We start from the raw sequence: 17,203 nt of genomic DNA, 5'->3' as shown, positions 1-17,203 counted from the left end.
CAATGCGGGTCTGTAGCTCAGCTGGTTAGAGCACCGTGTTGATAACGCGGGGGTCGTTGGTTCGAGCCCAACCAGACCCACCATATCAATGCCGTTGCGTAGTAGTTGAGCTGTAAAAATGATCTGGCTCTGCCAGGCATTTTTACCTGGCCCCACAAAAAAGTAGGTTTTCACTTTTTTGTGAAGAATTTATGGGGGATTAGCTCAGCTGGGAGAGCACCTGCTTTGCAAGCAGGGGGTCGTCGGTTCGATCCCGTCATCCTCCACCAAAAGCTTAAACGTAAGCGTGACTTGTTCGCTTTTACGTTTAGTCTTTTAGAGACTACTGCTGTTTCGTTCTTTAACAATCTGGAAGAAGTAAAGTTTTATTGAATGCATGAGACATCATGCGTTCAGGGTAGTAATAAAGCTCATCAAAAACACAGTAGTAAATGCTTGAACCGATAGCCGTCAAGGTTATAGGGACAAGTGAATAAGTGCACATGGTGGATGCCTTGGCGATTACAGGCGATGAAGGACGTAGTAGTCTGCGATAAGCTACGGGGAGCTGACAAACGAGCTTTGATCCGTAGATTTCCGAATGGGGAAACCCACCCTTTTAGGGTATCACTCACTGAATACATAGGTGTGTGAGGCGAACGCGGCGAACTGAAACATCTAAGTAGCTGCAGGAAAATAAATCAACCGAGATTCCCAAAGTAGTGGCGAGCGAAATGGGAAGAGCCTGCATGATTTAGCATGACGCATAATGGAACGAATTGGAAACTTCGGCCATAGAGGGTGATAGCCCCTTACATGAAATGCGATGTGTGGAACTAAGTATGCGACAAGTAGGGCGGGACACGAGAAATCCTGTCTGAAGATGGGGGGACCATCCTCCAAGGCTAAATACTCGTAATCGACCGATAGTGAACCAGTACCGTGAGGGAAAGGCGAAAAGAACCCCGGGAGGGGAGTGAAATAGATCCTGAAACCGTGTGCATACAAACAGTCGGAGCGGACTTGTTCCGTGACGGCGTACCTTTTGTATAATGGGTCAGCGACTTACATTCAGTAGCGAGGTTAACCATATAGGGGAGCCGCAGAGAAATCGAGTCCGAACAGGGCGCTAGTTGCTGGGTGTAGACCCGAAACCAAGTGATCTACCCATGGCCAGGTTGAAGGTGCGGTAACACGCACTGGAGGACCGAACCCACTAATGTTGAAAAATTAGGGGATGAGCTGTGGGTAGGGGTGAAAGGCTAAACAAACTTGGAAATAGCTGGTTCTCTCCGAAAACTATTTAGGTAGTGCCTCAAGTATCACCATCGGGGGTAGAGCACTGTTATGGCTAGGGGGTCATCGCGACTTACCAAACCATTGCAAACTCCGAATACCGATGAGTGCGAGCTTGGGAGACAGACATCGGGTGCTAACGTCCGGTGTCAAGAGGGAAACAACCCAGACCGCCAGCTAAGGTCCCAAAGATTGGCTAAGTGGAAAACGAAGTGGGAAGGCTAAAACAGTCAGGATGTTGGCTTAGAAGCAGCCATCATTTAAAGAAAGCGTAATAGCTCACTGATCGAGTCGTCCTGCGCGGAAGATGTAACGGGGCTAAGCCAGTCACCGAAGCTGCGGATATCCGTAAGGATATGGTAGGAGAGCGTTCTGTAAGCCTGCGAAGGTGTCTTGTAAAGGATGCTGGAGGTATCAGAAGTGCGAATGCTGACATGAGTAGCGATAATGCGGGTGAAAAGCCCGCACGCCGTAAGCCCAAGGTTTCCTGTTCAACGTTCATCGGAGCAGGGTGAGTCGGCCCCTAAGGCGAGGCAGAGATGCGTAGCTGATGGGAAGCAGGTTAATATTCCTGCACCGTCGTATGATGCGATGGGGGACGGATCGCGGAAGGTTGTCTGACTGTTGGAGTAGTCAGTTTCTGGTTCATAGGAGGTACTTAGGCAAATCCGGGTACGTAATCCAAGGGACTGGGACGAGGAACTTAGGTTCTGAAGCAATCGGAAGTGGTTCCAAGAAAAGCCTCTAAGCTTCAGTCATACGAGACCGTACCGCAAACCGACACAGGTGGGCGAGATGAGTATTCTAAGGCGCTTGAGAGAACTCGGGAGAAGGAACTCGGCAAATTGGTACCGTAACTTCGGGAAAAGGTACGCCCCGGTAGCTTGGTCACTTTACTGTGATAGGGCGAAAGGGTTGCAATAAACTGGTGGCTGCGACTGTTTAATAAAAACACAGCACTCTGCAAACACGAAAGTGGACGTATAGGGTGTGACGCCTGCCCGGTGCTGGAAGATTAAATGATGGGGTGCAAGCTCTTGATTGAAGTCCCAGTAAACGGCGGCCGTAACTATAACGGTCCTAAGGTAGCGAAATTCCTTGTCGGGTAAGTTCCGACCTGCACGAATGGCGTAACGATGGCCACACTGTCTCCTCCCGAGACTCAGCGAAGTTGAAGTGTTTGTGATGATGCAATCTACCCGCGGCTAGACGGAAAGACCCCATGAACCTTTACTGTAGCTTTGCATTGGACTTTGAACCAATCTGTGTAGGATAGGTGGGAGGCTTTGAAGCGGGGACGCCAGTTCTCGTGGAGCCAACCTTGAAATACCACCCTGGTTTGTTTGAGGTTCTAACCTTGGTCCGTAATCCGGATCGGGGACAGTGCATGGTAGGCAGTTTGACTGGGGCGGTCTCCTCCTAAAGTGTAACGGAGGAGTTCGAAGGTACGCTAGGTACGGTCGGACATCGTGCTAATAGTGCAATGGCATAAGCGTGCTTAACTGCGAGACCGACAAGTCGAGCAGGTACGAAAGTAGGACATAGTGATCCGGTGGTTCTGTATGGAAGGGCCATCGCTCAACGGATAAAAGGTACTCTGGGGATAACAGGCTGATTCCTCCCAAGAGTTCATATCGACGGGGGAGTTTGGCACCTCGATGTCGGCTCATCACATCCTGGGGCTGTAGCCGGTCCCAAGGGTATGGCTGTTCGCCATTTAAAGTGGTACGTGAGCTGGGTTTAAAACGTCGTGAGACAGTTTGGTCCCTATCTGCCGTGGGCGTTGGAAATTTGAAGGGGGCTGCTCCTAGTACGAGAGGACCGGAGTGGACGAACCTCTGGTGTACCGGTTGTCACGCCAGTGGCATTGCCGGGTAGCTAAGTTCGGAAGAGATAACCGCTGAAAGCATCTAAGCGGGAAACTTGCCTTAAGATGAGATTTCCCAGAGCCTTGAGCTCTTTGAAGGGTCGTTCGAGACCAGGACGTTGATAGGTCAGGTGTGGAAGTGCAGTAATGCATTAAGCTAACTGATACTAATTGCCCGTACGGCTTGTCCCTATAACCTTGACGGTTGTGGCAAGCATTTACCCTGTGTGAGCTTTAACGAGTATTACCCCAACTTTACTTCTTCCAGATTCAAGAACACAGCTGCTCTGTCGAGAGCTGTGTTCTGTACAAGTCATGCCTGATGACCATAGCAAGTCGGTCCCACCCCTTCCCATCCCGAACAGGACCGTGAAACGACTTTGCGCCGATGATAGTGCTGCAACCAGTGTGAAAGTAGGTTATCGTCAGGCTGTTATACCGAGAAAAGCCCACCAGTGATCTGGTGGGCTTTTTTCATTTCCGCTTCATATTCCCTGAATCGCCACGAGTTTTCTAGACACTCGCGAGCCGCTTGAAATACTGCTTTTCATACTCGACCGGCGACAAGTCATTGCTGAAGCTGTGCCGGCGCTTTGGATTGTAAAACATCTCGATGTAATCGAAGACATCCTGCTTTGCTTCTTCCCGAGTGCCGTAGGTCTTGCGCCTGATTCGCTCCCGTTTCAGAAGTTGGAAGAAGCTCTCGGCCACGGCGTTATCGTGGCAGTTTCCGCGTCGGCTCATGCTCTGCTGCAGGTTGTGCTCGGTCAGGAAGTCGCGCCAGTCGTAGCTGCTGAACTGACTGCCCTGATCGGAATGCACCATCACCGAATTCTTGGGCTGCCGACGCCAGACAGCCATCAATAGCGCGTTCATCGCCAGCTCGCGATCGATTCGGGAACTCATCGACCAGCCGACCACATGACGCGAGAACAGATCAAGCACTACGGCCAAATACAGCCAACCCTCATGCGTGCGGATGTATGTTATGTCCGTCACCCAGATGCAATTCGGTTCTGCTACATCAAATTGGCGCTGCAAGTGATTTGGTGCCACCAGCGATGGTGCGCCGCCGCGTTTGTACTTGCGCTTGGCATAGCCTGTCTGCGAGCCAATCCCAGCCGAGCGCATCAGCCGATAGACGCGGTTAATGCCGCACTGCTCGCCAAGCTCGCGCAGATCGTCGCTGACCTTGCGGTAGCCGTACACGCTGCCGCTTTCAAGCCACGATTCCTTGATAGGGACGAGCAGACGCTTGTCTTCCTTGGCACGCTTACTTTCAGGATTCAGACGCCATGCATAAAAGCCACTCGGATGCACTTCGAGCACTTTGCACAGCCGGCGCACCGGGAATTGGTCCTGTAACTGAGCAATTAAGGTGTACCTTACCCGGACATCTTGGCAAAGTACACCGCGGCCTTTTTCAATATGTCACGCTCCTCCGTGACGCATTTGAGCTCGGCCTTCAGGCGCCGCATCTCGTCAGACTGAGCATCGACAGCCTTTCGCTCCGCCTCGGGCACGCCATAGCGCTTCGTCCAGGCGTACAGGCTATGGATGCTTACTCCGAGCCGCTCCGCCACCTCACTCGCTGGGTGCCCACGCTGGGCTACCTGCTTAACTGCTGCAATCTTGAATTCCTCTGTGTACCGCTTGCCGCTCATACGATCTCCTTTTGCCCGATATTATGGCTCAGAAGTGTCTACAATAGTCGTAGCGATTCACCCAGCACGCCGCCGACTTGGCGCACCGTCCCGAACCGCCGCTCCGCCGGGCACTGCCCGACGTCGTACTTTGCGCCGATGATAGTGCTGCAACACTGTGAAAGTAGGTTATCGTCAGGCTGTTATACCGAGAAAAGCCCACCAGTGATCTGGTGGGCTTTTTTCATTTCCGCTTCATATTCCCAGCACGCCGCCGACTTGGCGCCCGTCCCGAACCGGCGCTCCGCCGGGCACTGCCCGACGTCGCACTTTGCGCCGATTGCTCCGCCCGCCACTGGCGGACGTCGCTGCTGCAACCAGTGTGAAAGTAGGTTATCGTCAGGCTGTTATACCGGGAAAAGCCCACCAGTGATCTGGTGGGCTTTTTTTTATTTCCGCTTCATATTCCCAGCACGCCGCCGACTCGGCGCACCGTACCGAACCGTCGCTCCGCCGGGCACTGCCCGACGTCGCACTTTGCGCCGATGGATACTGCTGCAACCAGTGGAAAGTAGGTTATCGTCCGGCTGTTATATAGAAAAGCCCCCGTCCAGTGGTCTGGCGGGAGTTTTTCGCATTGGGGTGCATTTCCCAGCACGCCGCCGACTTGGCGCTCCGTCCCGAACGGTCGCTCCGCCGGGCACTGCCCAACGGCGCACTTTGTGGCGACTGCTCCGCCCGCTGCACGTAGAACGCCACCAGCCATGCAGTTGAACGCGAGGATATCCTCAACATCGGCGGCTTCTCTGACAGCGTGTTCGACATCGTCGCGCAGTTCGCGGGGGGGAGCTCGATGCCGCGCACTGGGTGGGCGTGATTGACTCGATCGATATCGCCGCACATTGACCGCTTTGGGGGGCCGACGCGAATAAGGCAGCGATTACACCGAAAAATCGCTGCCAACCCTTGTCGCGTCAGACCCGTGGCGGGCGCTCCGAATGCAGGCGGGACTACATCCGATGTCCCGCCGATCCTGGTCGGAGTGGCCGCCACCTTTCCCGCTCTGGCGCGAATGCGGCGGCGATTACATCGAGATCCATCCCCGCCACTCCTTGTCGCGCCAGGGCTGGAAGGCGTCCGTGCCGAATGCGGGTCGGACTACATCCAGAATGTGCCGTCCATTCTTGTTGGAGTGGGCGCCACCTGATTTTCGACTGCTAGTTCCACCGGCGCAGCAGCCCATGCAATACCACCACCGCCACCATCACGCCGAGGAAGCGGCCCCACCCCAGGCGTCCGTCGCGACGCGATTTCCGGGCCAGCAGCAACATGCCCGCCAGCGGCAACGGCGTGCGATACGTGAGCGCCAACAGGAACGCGGTGACGAACTGCGGCAACAACGCCCGCCATGGCAGGAGCGCCTGTGGTGGCGCTTCCAGCATGGTATCGGGCTGAGCATCCGCCAGCGCCGCAACCCGTTCTTTCTGCTCCTGCTGCACCGCTTTCTTCGCCAGCGTAACCTGTACCTGCGTCTTCTCCACTACGGGCGCCGGTGCGGGACCGGCCTGCCAGAATCCGGGCCACGGTGCCTTGCCCTGCGCCGACAGTGCGCGGAAATCGCCGGTGCTGTGGGTAGCCGCGGGAGTCCCTGCCGGTGTGGACCACCGCTCGCGCGCCGCGCGTACCCGCTGCAGCAGTGGTCCGCCCTTTGCCGGGTCCACCATCCGCACGAACTGCGCATACCCTTCCAGCGCGGCCAGCACATTGGTATTGCCGTTCCAGGCCTTGCCGTCCGGGCCGTCCTTCTCGACCTGGAACAGCGTGGCGCGGAAGCGGCGCAGCGTGGGCCGGTCGATCGTCGGCTTCTCGTTGACGACGATGCCCGTCACGCTCTGCCGCTGCGAATCTCGCATCACGTGCTGCTTGTCCGGATGTGGCGTAAAGCCTTCGTCGATGACGATCTGGCGCACGCGCCACAGCAGCTTACCGGCCAGTTTCCGGCTCTCCCCGGTACCGGAGAATGTCAGGTCGTCGGCATAGCGCGTATAGGCAAATCCCAGTTTCGCCGCGGCGCCCTGCAGCCGCGCATCGAGGCGGCGGCACAGGATATTGGTCAGTGCAGGACTGGTGGGCGCACCCTGCGGCAGCACGCGCGGGCCGTACGCGACGTGGAACGTCTCGCCATCCACGCTGACTTCCTCCGTCGCCGATTCCGTGCACAGCAGCGCCAGCGTCGTGGCCACCTGCTTGCTGTAGCCCAGCTGGCCGAACACGCCGGCCACGCGCCGCATGTCGATCGACGGGAAGAAGTCTTTCAGGTCGACGTTGACGACCACCGCGCGGCCCGCGTGCGGCGCCGCATTGCTGACGATCGAGCGTCCGGCAAGGAAGCCGTGCGCCGCAGGGTGAACGGGCGCGCGCGCCAGCACATTGTCCAGCACCCAGTACTGGCTGCGTTTCAGGCGCGGCATCGGTGCCGAGATGATGCGTTCGCCGCCCGTCTTCTTCGGCATGGCGAAGCGACGATAATGGCTGATGCGCGAGACGCGCCGGTCGAATGCGAGGAAGCGCAACTCCTGCAGCGTCAGCCCCATTGCCTGGGCCAGTTCGCGCGCGTCGTTCAAGGGCGGCAGGGCAGCTCTGGCCAGTCGGTCGCCGTCACTGTGCGTGTCGTTCAGGCCGGCCGAGACACCCTCGCCCAGGTACAGGATTTCGCTGGCGTGCCGCTGGTGCCACGCGCTGGCGCGCTCGAATCGCTCGCGTGCGCGGCGCTGCCTGGTCTCGCGCCGCGCCTTGGCTTTCGCCATGCGCTCCTTGCGCATTGCCCTTAACGCCACCGCCGGATCTTCCACCGCGCGCAATTCACTGCCAAGTTCGCGCAGCGCGGAGCTCAGTTCCGCTTCGCGCCGGATCAGCTCTTCGACATCGGGCCGGCCAGCGGCATTGGCGGGCCAGAAGCCCAGGCGCTGCATTTCGGCCAGTGTGACCTCTTCGCGCGACGACGTGCGCAGGCGCTCGTACAAGTCCTGACGTGACATGGAAGCAGGGGATTTTGCGTTCATCGCGCGCTCCCGGAGCGGGGCGCGAACGCGGAGAACAAGCATGACGGGACCGTCATCGAAGGGCCGGCAGGACTGGACCGCTCAACTCGACGCCAGGCCGCACTGGTAGCGCTGATGTAATTCAGGGAATTCACACCGACTCGCGCTACCAGTGCTGGTCTGGCACAGTGAAGAGCGGGCCAGTGACGCATGGGGAGGGCTGAATACGAGGACGGCGATCCGCCGTCCGGGTTGCAAGAGCCGTCCCGCCATGCTTGCGCTGTCGAGTATAGCAGCGCGGGCGCCGGCGCTTCAAGCGCGTCTTGAGAGTTCATGTGAGAAGGTTCGATCATGCGGCTTTGCCTTGCTCGCCGGCGTGGCCTTGCGCGAGGCGCAGGGCCAGCATGTGGGCGCACGGGCCCTGGCGCAGGCGGTTCTGGGTGAAATGGTTGCATTGACAGGTGCCGTCCGCGATGCGCAGGTCCGCATCGAGGCGCAGGCTGACGTCGTACTGTTTGCGTCCGCTCTTTGCCTGTCCCGCCAGCCGCAAGCCGCCGTCGGCTTGCGCTTCGCAGCGCTGCAGCGTGATCGCATGCAGCGCGACCAGCGTCCACGCTTCGCTTTCCAGCGCGCTGGCAAAGCGCAGGTCGTCGAACGGCAGCGGCTCGCGTGTCAGCTCGCGCAGACGGTAGACGCGCTGCGTCAGGTCGTAGATAACGCGGCCCGCCTGCGTGTACAGCGTCAGCGCCCGCTCGACGACGAGACGCGACAACCCGGTATCGGCTGCCAGCTGGTCGGCACTGGCCAGCCAGCGCCGCGTCAGCGCGGCAAACACGCGTGCCTTGCTGTCGTTGTCGATTTCGCCGCGGGGCGCCAGCAGGTCGAACTGACCGGCACGCGACCAGTCGTTCGCGGTCCAGCCGGACAGGCCGAGCGTCAGCTGCATGTCCGGCAGGTTGGCGATCCAGAAGCTGGGCATGCCGCTGCCCATCAGGTGCACGGTGAAGCTGTGCGCCACAGGGATCAGGCGTTCCAACAGCAGCAGGCGGCGCCGGCCCCAGATGCGGATCTCCTCCTCCGCATTGCCCTGGTAGATCGAGCGCCGGCAGACGACTTCGTCGTTCCACGGTTCGAATATCGCCCGTACCGGCTCGCCGGGCTTCAGCACGAAGCGCAGCGAGCGGGGACTGGCGCGCTCCTTGCGGCGGCGCAGTTGCAGGCAGAAGTTGTGCACGTCAATCGGATGCAGATCGAAGCTGTGCGCCGGCAGGGTCATTGCGCTGCTTACCTGCAGGAAGCCGCGCACCCACGTTTCCGGCACGTCGATCTTCTGCTCGATGAACGTCGGGTCGTCCGCCGTGCGCACCTGGAAGCCGCCCGGGTCGATGGCCAGCCGCGTGCTTTTGTAGTCGCGGATCTTCAGGAACTGTTCGTACAGCGCTTCCGAATAGTCGATATTGGTCGTTCCGCACGCAAAGTCGCCGATGCGGTCGAACACATTGTGGCTGCAGCTCAGCGACGCATAGCTCGATTCGTCGCGGCTGAAGCATTCGAAGAAAACGCGGTCCGGGTGGACGGTGATGACCGGATCGAGCACGAACCACAGATCGCGGTTGTTCTGGTACAGGTAATCGAAGTATTTGCGCTGCGCCGCATAGAATGGCTTCAGCACGGCATCCTTGCGCGCGCGGATCTCCTTCAATTCCTCCTTCAGCGGCGTCTGGCGCGCGCGCAGGTCGGCCGAGCGGGCCTGGAACTCGGCCAGCAGCGCTTCCTCGTTCTGCGCCAGCCAGGCTTTATAGGCACTCTTGTCGGGCGCCTGATAGCGGCTGTCGGCTACCACCACGTCGTGCAGTGCCGACATGGCCTCACGAAACGGCAGGCGCTTGTTGACGTCGGCAACGAAGTGCGTAGGCGGGCGCAGCGCATCCGGAACGAAGCGCATGTCTGTGGCCGACGCGCTGTTGTCGACCGTGGTGGTGCCGTAATAGCGGTAGTTGAATCTCATCGCGCTTCCTCCATGCTGCCGGCGCGCAGAGCGGGTGGACGAATCGTCATCACGGGCGGCAGCGCCGGGTAACGCTGATGGATCGCGCGCAGGCCTTCGATGTATTGCGCCTTGTCGGTGATGGCGACGGTCACGACCTGGCGTGCGAACAGATGCGAGACCACGGCGGCGATTTCCTGCGACAGCATGGCCTGCTCGCGCAGGAAATGCTGCACGCGGCTCTTCACGACGCGGCCGCGGTTGACCTGCGACAGCACGGCAAGGAAGTACGGCTCCAGGCGACGCAGCTTGTCGGCATCGCCTCCGCAGGCGCTTTCCAGCCAGCCGCTGACGAACAACTGCATGTTCGCCGACGGGTGCTGGCTCAGCTTGAGCATGAACTCCGTCACGTCCGCCACGTCGAAGTACGTCGTGATCATGGCGCGGCCAAAGCGCTGCGCGGCAGGGTCGGCGTGGTCGCACAGGTTCACCAGCAGCAGCGGCGTCCAGTCGTCGCGCGTGCAGACGGTGCCGAAGTAGCCGGTGGCGAATTCCCGGGTGTCGTCGAACTTGCTGTCGAACAGTCGCAGGGCCGCTTCCATCGCGCCCCTTGCCATGTCGGGGTGCGCCGTGAACGCATCGTAGGCCCAGCGCCGTACGATGGCGTTCTGGTTGCGGCCAAACGCGGCCCAGTCGGCAACGTCGAACTGGCGCGCGTCGAAGCGCCCGATCAGTAATGCGCCCAGGCGTTGCGCACCGTTGCCGCGCGCAGCCAGCAGCCGGCGCAGCAGATCCGGGTCGGAGAACTGTGCCGCCGCGCCCAGCGGACCGGTGAGCCAGCGCAGCACGTCGTCATGCACGCCTTCCGCCGTCTCGCTGCGGAACAGGCTGTCCATCAGCGCGGGCAGCAACGCATCGCGGCAGTCACTGTCGCCGGCGAGGCGCGCCACGACAGCGTCGATCGCTCCACGCACGAGCGTGTCCGGACTGGTGGCAAAGCTGGCGACGAGGTCGAGCTGCTGCGTCAGCACATGATCGGGCAGCGCCGCAAACAGGCGGACCGCCACGGCGCGCACGTCGACATCGGGATCGCGCAGCAGCACGGTTAGTGTCATCCCCGGCAAGCCGGACACCGGCATCTTGTGCAGCAGCAGCCAGCGGCCGGCCAGCAGGCGTACCGCGGCCAGCGGGTGGCCGGCGAGGCGCAACAGCGGTTCGTACGGCGCCCGCGCGGCAGCGCTGCGCAGCGGCAGATCGATTGCCTGGACCAGGTCCGCCGCGATGGCGGGCACCGTGGTTTCTGCCGCATCGACGTCGCCGCAATGCTCCAGCCAGTCGAACAAACGCAGCACGATTGCTTCCGGCATGCCGGGCAGCCGCTGTGCCGCCTGGCACAGGATCCAGCCATGGCGCCGCACCGCGCCGTCGGGCGCGCACAGGATCGTCGTGACCAGCGCCGCGTCGGCGGCGTAACGGGCCGGATCGCGGCCGATCCATTCCATCGCGTATTCGCGTGCCTGCGGCAGCGCGGCCAGCACCAGCAGCATCAGCCAGTCCGCGTCCGGGCCGGTCGGCTCGAAGCGTGCCCGCGCCACCGTGAACGCAAAACGTGCCGTCGCCTCGTATGGGCTGCGCAGCAGGTCGCGCAGCACGCCGATGGCGAGGCTGGCGCAGAACGCATGATTGTCGGCCAGGGCGCGCGCGGCAAAATCATGCACGCCTGCGCAGCGGCTGCGCCGCATCAGGGTCAGCAAGGCCTCGGGATGCCGGTCCCAGATTTCCCGGAATGCTTCCGTGCGCAGTTCTTCCTGGCGTGGCTCGTCCGAGCCGTACCACGCCAGGCCGGAGCGGCTGCTGCGCAGCCCCGCATGATTGCGCAGCAGATGATTGAACATTGGCCAGTGCGCATAGCGGTCATACGTTCGGCCGCCACGGCGGCTTGGCTGACTCGCCGCGCGATCGTCGAGCTGCTCCAGCTGGGCCAGCGCCATCGGGATGAACGTCGGGTCGTCCTGCTCGCCGAGACGCCGCAAGGTGCGCCAGCCGCGCCGCAGCAGGTAGTGGCGCGTGCGCACGCTGTACGCCGCGGTGGTTTCCGGCAGTGCCGCGCTCTGCGCATGCCCGACGTAGCGGCCTTGCGACCACAGGTATCGGTCCGGTTGGTGCGGTGTCGTTTCAAAGCGCCGCTGCAGGAGCGCAAATACCTCGCCATCCGCACGCAGCTCGGCGGCCTTGTACAGATGGCGCACGGCGCGAAACGGCCCGGCTTCCAGCGGCACCTGCCGCAGTAGCGCAAGCAGCAACTCGCGTGCGAACGGATCGCACAGCGCGACCTGATCGAGCTGTTCCAGCAAGACGCTGTCGGTATCGAAAAGGGCTGGCAGCGCAGCCATGTCGCGCCGCGTAAAGGCCGAGCGCAGTGCGTCGGGCCATGCATCGGTCAGCGCCTGCGCATGGCGCATGCGTTCGTCCCGAGAGGCCAGCAGCAGCCACGCCAGCAGGGCAACGCGGCGCACGGCGTCCGTGGCACTGCGCATGTGCAGTTCGCGCATGGCGATGGCAGCACCGGCGTCGCCGCAGCGGCCGATGGCCCAGGCGATGCAGTAGTCCTGCATCGCATCGCCCCGTTCGATCTGCTCGACCAGGGTGGGTACCGCCGCGCGCAGCCGCCGTTCACCGATGCGCCAGATCGTGCGGTTGCGCTGCGCTTGATCGAGCAGCTGCCAGCTGCCGCGCTCCAGCCGGCGCAACACTGCGCGGTCGGCTTCCGTCAGCGCGCCCACTGGCGCGACGGGCGCGGCAGGCGCTGCTGGCGGCGCGGCAGCGGGATCGGCAAAGCCCTGGGCGATGCGTTCGGCAACGGCACGTTCGAACAGCCTGGTGGCAGCATCCAGGTCGACGGGTTGCGCGGTCAGCGCCGATTCACGCCAGTCGGCGGCGATGCGGCCCTGGCGCACATTGACGAGGTAACGGCCCGGGGTGGATTCGCATAATTCGATTTCGCAGTGTACCGCGCCGTCTTTTTGCCTGCGCAGCAGACCCGTCTTCCTGATCAGTTTCACGTGTCGCGTTCCCTGGTTACCAATTTGAAATAGTAACGAACAATTAATGTCGAGTAAATATGAATGGCAACGGAATTAACAGCCCGGCAATAATGCTAAGATAATCCACCGCCCAGCCGCGGCGACAATACTTCAACGAACAAGGAACGCGATGTCGAATACGAACTGGAAACTGCGCAGTCTGATCGGTGGCCTGGGTTTTGCGGTGCTGGCCATGCCTGCGCTGGCGGCCGAGCAGGCGTGGGTCACGAAAAGTAACGGGAACGCCAAACTGCTGTTGAACGTCGTCGCCAAGTATTCTCCGGAGAGCGCGACTGAACTGGGCGTCGATGGTTTCGATGAGCAGATCACCGATATGTCGCGCGACCTGTTCGATGCCACCAACAAGGATGTCCGCGCGGTGATCGCCCAATTGCAGCAGCGGCTGAAAAGCGAAACGGATCCGAAAGTGCGCCAGGATCTGGAGATTCTCATCAAGGCGGGACAGGATCAGCTACGCTCGGCCGCGCTCAAGCGCAAATATCTGATGCCGTACGTGGACGTGGGCCAGCTGCTGTTCGGCGTGGTGCGCGCGACACTCGATCCGCGCATTCCCAAGGAGCGTCAACAGTTGATCGTCGCGCGGCTGGAAAAGTACGCCGGCCTGACAAAGGGATATCGCCCCATCACCGAGCTGGCGAACGAACGGCTGCAGGAGCGCCTGAAGGCGAACAGGAATCTGCTGGGCCCTTACAAGGGAGAAGTGGAACAGGCGCTGAACGACGGTCCCACGCTGCTCAAGGGGATGAAGGACCTGCTGGCGAAGAGCGACGTCAAAGGCTGGGAGCCGGCTTACGCGGCACTGGAGAAGCAGTTGACGGCGTATGACGCGCAGGTGCGCGCCCAGGTGTTGCCGAAAGCCCGCGCCGATCATCGCCTGCCGGCGGAGCTGTACGCGGACAACCTGCATCAATTCGGCGTCGATATCGCGCCGCAGGAGCTGGTCGCCAAGGCGCTGACATCGTTCGCGGAGATCCGCAACCAGATGAACATCACGGCGGGCCTGATCGCGCGCGAACGCAAACTCCCGAACCCGGACTACCGCGCGGTGATGAAGGAGCTGAAAAAGCAGCAGATCCCGGCGGACCAGGTGATGCCGCTGTATGCCGAGCGCCTGGGCCAGATCGAGGCGGCGGTGCGCCAGCAGGGCATCGTCTCGCTGCCGTCCCGTAAAGCCGTGATCCGCCTGGCCACGCCGGCCGAGAATGCACGGCAGCCGGCGCCGCACATGAATCCTCCTCGCCTGATCGGCAACACGGGCGAATACGGCGAGTTCGTTCTGACGACGGGTATGCCGCCGGACGCTTCCGGCAAGTCGCTCGTGTTCGACGATTTCACGCACCAGGCGGCCAGTTGGACGCTGACCGCGCACGAAGCGCGCCCGGGCCACGAGCTGCAGTTCGCGAAAATGCTGGAGGCAGGTGTATCGACCGCGCGTGCCGTCTTCGCCTTCAACAGCGTCAACGTCGAGGGCTGGGCGCTGTATGCGGAAGCGGAGATGCAGCCGTACGAACCACTCGACGGCCAGCTGTTCGCACTGCAGGCCCGCCTGCAACGGGCGGCGCGCGCTTTCCTCGATCCGATGGTGAACCTGGGCGAGATTACGCCGGAAGGGGTGAAGAGCTTCCTGATGGACGAGGTGGGACTGTCCGAAGGCATGGCAACGCAGGAGATGCAGCGCTATATCTTCCGCTCGCCGGGCCAGGCGACGTCCTATTTCTACGGCTATCAGCGGCTGATGGAAACGCGCCAGGCTGCCGAAGTGGCGCTGCGCCAGAAGTTCAACCGCCAGGCATTCAACGATTTCGTGCTGGCCCAGGGTCTCGTGCCACCGGCATTGCTGCGCAAGGCAGTGATGCAGGAGTTCGTCCCCGCGCAGCGCTGATGCGCAGTGCTGGCGTTCTCGCGCCACAGCGTGATTTGACTCAACAACCTGAAGAGCTTTGACTGCATTTTTCGGTTCCATTAGGCAATTAATTCGTGATAAACTTGCTAATTGTCTAAACGATCAGTAATCAGTCAGGCTCTCCATGAACAAGAAAACGCTGGGCAAGGCCGCAGCCGGATTTGCCATCGTCGCTGCCGCGGTGGTCGGCTACCGCACTTTCGGTTGGGGCCACTGGCATGGCGCCGGACAGGGACTGAACCTGGACCTGTCGGCGCCCGATGCGCTGATCGTCACCAAAAGCCTTTCCACGCTGCCGCGCGACCTGCTGGCCATTCCTCTGGCGCGCGACGTGCTGCGCGAGGACTTCCTCTTTTATTATGAGCAGAACGAAGACCGCCTGGGCCTGAAGGGCAGTCTGCGCCGCATCGCCTACGAGCATGAACTGAACTGGGGCGACCAGCTGATTCGCATGGTGCTCGACGAGCCGGCCGATGTCGCCGTCTGGCGCGATGCGGATGGCTCGCTGCAGCACTTCGCCATCGCCGTCTCGCGCAACGGCCTGACCCGTGTGCTGGAAGAAGCGGGCAAGGTGGCGCTGAAGGACAGCCAGATGCGCGTGGCCGGCACCCTCAAGGTCGATGGCGACGAAGTCTCCGTCTTCGCACTCGACTACGGCAGCAAGCGCACCTTGCTGGTGGCGGCGCACGCCCAGCGTCTCGTGATCCTGTCCCATCCCGGCATGCTGTATCGCGGCGCCGATGGCAATGAGGTCGACAGCAAGGCGGCCGACACGGTCGTTGGCCTGCTGGGCAAGGACGCAGCGAAACAGCACGCGTTCCACCGCCAGTTCCTGCTGCCGGAAAAAGCCGTCGACGGCCATACCGTCGCCGTCAAGGCGGACTACCTGTCGTTCGGCTACCAGCCGTTCTTCAGCGGTCTGCAGGCGCTGCGCTTCGACTTCAGCAAGGGGGCATGGCGCTCGCAGGCGCTGGTCGACGGCACGAAGCTGGGCAAGGGCGGTTACGACAGCAGTGCGCTGTGGCCCGTTTTGCCGCACAACCCGAGCGCCTGCTTCACGGTGCCGGTGGACTGGGCCGCGATGGAGCCCGTCCTGAAAGCATTGAGCGGCAACGCCAGTGAGGTGCTGACGCCGCTGGCCACGCAGATGCATGGGCCGGCCGCCGCCTGCTGGTACGGCCATTCGCGCCTGCATACGCCCGTCTTTGTCGCGACGCGTTCCGGCGCGTCCGATGCGCTGTTCGGCAGTCTGTTCGGGGCGGCCGTGGGCGGCAACGCCAAGGCCGTCAAGCCGGCAACACAAGGTGGCGCGATGCGCTGGCAGCAGCCGATCGGCACCGCCGTCGGCAACGCGGCGCCAACCCTGGCGGTATCGGGAGACATCGTCGTGTTCTCGGCCGATCCGAAGCTGGTTGACCAGGTCCTGGCCGTCAGGCGCAAGCAGGGCGCGGCAGCAAGCGACCGGATGCCGGATGCGGCGCGCACCGTCGGCGTCATCGCACCCGCCTCGCTGGCCCAGCTCATACAGAAAGAAGCGTTCAGCACGCTGCCAGCCAGGCAGGAGCCGGTCCTGCGCGGCGCGGCGGACGCGCACCTGGTGCCGCGCCTGAACGCACTGAAAAAATACCCGCCGTACCGCATGGTGCTCAAGCAGCTGCCACGCTCCGGCGTGGCGTGGGAGCCGCTGGAATGGCAAACGATTGGCAACTGACCCCCCGGCGCCGTGTGCTGCGCGCGCTGGCTGCGGGCGCGGCCGCGTGTGCGGCGCCTTCTGCGCTGGCCTTGCGTGGCCCCGTCACGGACCAGGTGCGCCTGTCGCAGGCGCAGACCCGTGCCTTCCAGGCCTGGATGCTGCGCATTATCAGCGCGCAGATCGAGCAGGGCCCGACGCCGCGCTGGCACCACCGCGACTGCGCGGGCCTGGTGCGCTTTGCCGTCAACGAGGCCCTGGCACCGCACGACGCGAAATGGCTACGGGCGAACGGCATCGCCAGTGACCGGCGCCTGCCCCCGGAACTGAACCTGACGCCCGTCCAGGCGGCCCTGCGCAACCGCTGGGTGCAGTCGGACGGCACCGTTGGTCATTTCGTGACCGCGCTGGCGCTGGTACAGAACAACAGCCGCTTCATCGCGCGCGAAATCAGCCAGGCGCTTCCGGGCGACCTGCTGTTTTTCGACCAGGGCGATGAGCAGCATTTGATGGTGTGGATGGGGGCGCGCATCGCGTACCACACGGGCACCGTCACACCCGAAGACAACGGTCTGCGGACCGTCGATATTGATCAACTCATGACCTGGAAGGACACGCGGTGGCAACCAGCGGTCAACAACCCCAACTTCGCCGGCGTATTCCGGCTTTCATTTCTGTCCTGAAGCTGTGCCT

At 61.8% G+C, this 17,203-nt stretch carries 7 protein-coding genes, 2 tRNA genes and 2 rRNA genes; 7 read left to right on the top strand and 4 right to left on the bottom strand.

Annotation, left to right across the window (positions count from 1 at the left end):
- Nucleotides 1-6 precede the first annotated feature (6 nt).
- The 4 genes from E1742_RS14890 (at nt 7) to rrf (ending at nt 3,573) form a co-directional block, all read left to right on the top strand.
- Nucleotides 7-83, top strand: a tRNA-Ile gene (locus tag E1742_RS14890).
- A 110-nt stretch (nt 84-193) separates the two neighbouring features.
- Nucleotides 194-269 (top strand) — tRNA-Ala (locus E1742_RS14885).
- A gap of 193 nt (nt 270-462) precedes the next feature.
- Nucleotides 463-3,334, top strand: a 23S ribosomal RNA gene (locus tag E1742_RS14880).
- 126 nt (nt 3,335-3,460) lie between these two features.
- Nucleotides 3,461-3,573 (top strand): 5S ribosomal RNA (rrf, locus tag E1742_RS14875).
- An 82-nt stretch (nt 3,574-3,655) separates the two neighbouring features.
- On the opposite strand, the gene E1742_RS14870 is transcribed toward rrf, so the two are convergent.
- From E1742_RS14870 to E1742_RS14855, 4 genes are all read right to left on the bottom strand, one after another.
- A protein-coding gene (locus tag E1742_RS14870; protein WP_134385682.1) for an IS3 family transposase occupies nt 3,656-4,806 on the bottom strand; the annotation gives its coding sequence in 2 pieces (ribosomal slippage) (nt 3,656-4,566 and nt 4,566-4,806; 1,152 coding nt in all).
- 1,196 nt (nt 4,807-6,002) lie between these two features.
- Nucleotides 6,003-7,847: a reverse transcriptase family protein gene (locus E1742_RS14865; protein ID WP_134385680.1), complete on the bottom strand. Its 1,845-nt coding sequence runs from the start codon at nt 7,845-7,847 to the stop codon at nt 6,003-6,005.
- Between the two features lie 328 nt (nt 7,848-8,175).
- Complete coding sequence (locus E1742_RS14860; protein ID WP_134385679.1) at nt 8,176-9,834, bottom strand: SWIM zinc finger family protein; 1,659 nt, start codon at nt 9,832-9,834, stop codon at nt 8,176-8,178.
- Nucleotides 9,831-12,875, bottom strand: coding sequence for a hypothetical protein (locus E1742_RS14855; protein ID WP_134385678.1), 3,045 nt, complete (start codon nt 12,873-12,875; stop codon nt 9,831-9,833). The genes E1742_RS14860 and E1742_RS14855 overlap by 4 nt, the downstream gene beginning before the upstream one ends.
- Nucleotides 12,876-13,026: 151 nt before the next feature.
- On the opposite strand from E1742_RS14855, the gene E1742_RS14850 reads away from it, so the two are divergent.
- From E1742_RS14850 to E1742_RS14840, 3 genes are all read left to right on the top strand, one after another.
- Nucleotides 13,027-14,799: a DUF885 domain-containing protein gene (locus tag E1742_RS14850; protein WP_134385677.1), complete on the top strand. Its 1,773-nt coding sequence runs from the start codon at nt 13,027-13,029 to the stop codon at nt 14,797-14,799.
- 145 nt (nt 14,800-14,944) lie between these two features.
- Entirely contained in the window at nt 14,945-16,531 is a 1,587-nt protein-coding gene (locus tag E1742_RS14845) for a DUF2138 family protein (RefSeq protein WP_134385676.1), read from the top strand.
- Nucleotides 16,510-17,193 carry a DUF1175 domain-containing protein gene (locus E1742_RS14840; RefSeq protein ID WP_134385675.1) on the top strand — a complete coding sequence of 228 codons (684 nt, stop codon included), beginning with the start codon at nt 16,510-16,512 and terminating at the stop codon, nt 17,191-17,193. The genes E1742_RS14845 and E1742_RS14840 overlap by 22 nt, the downstream gene beginning before the upstream one ends.
- Nucleotides 17,194-17,203: the final 10 nt, after the last annotated feature.

This window comes from Pseudoduganella plicata, assembly GCF_004421005.1.
GTDB classification, from domain to species: domain Bacteria; phylum Pseudomonadota; class Gammaproteobacteria; order Burkholderiales; family Burkholderiaceae_D; genus Rugamonas; species Rugamonas plicata.
The sequence above is the reverse complement of the archived record's forward strand: the minus strand, read 5'-3'. Positions and strand labels throughout refer to the sequence as shown.

What these genes read in the sequence shown, in the direction of transcription:
- E1742_RS14845 (WP_134385676.1), top strand. Translation starts at nt 14,945, where the DNA reads ATGAACAAGAAAACGCTGGGCAAGGCCGCAGCCGGATTTGCCATCGTC.
- E1742_RS14860 (WP_134385679.1), bottom strand. Translation starts at nt 9,834, where the DNA reads ATGAGATTCAACTACCGCTATTACGGCACCACCACGGTCGACAACAGC.
- E1742_RS14850 (WP_134385677.1), top strand. Translation starts at nt 13,027, where the DNA reads ATGTCGAATACGAACTGGAAACTGCGCAGTCTGATCGGTGGCCTGGGT.
- E1742_RS14865 (WP_134385680.1), bottom strand. Translation starts at nt 7,847, where the DNA reads ATGAACGCAAAATCCCCTGCTTCCATGTCACGTCAGGACTTGTACGAG.
- E1742_RS14840 (WP_134385675.1), top strand. Translation starts at nt 16,510, where the DNA reads ATGGCAAACGATTGGCAACTGACCCCCCGGCGCCGTGTGCTGCGCGCG.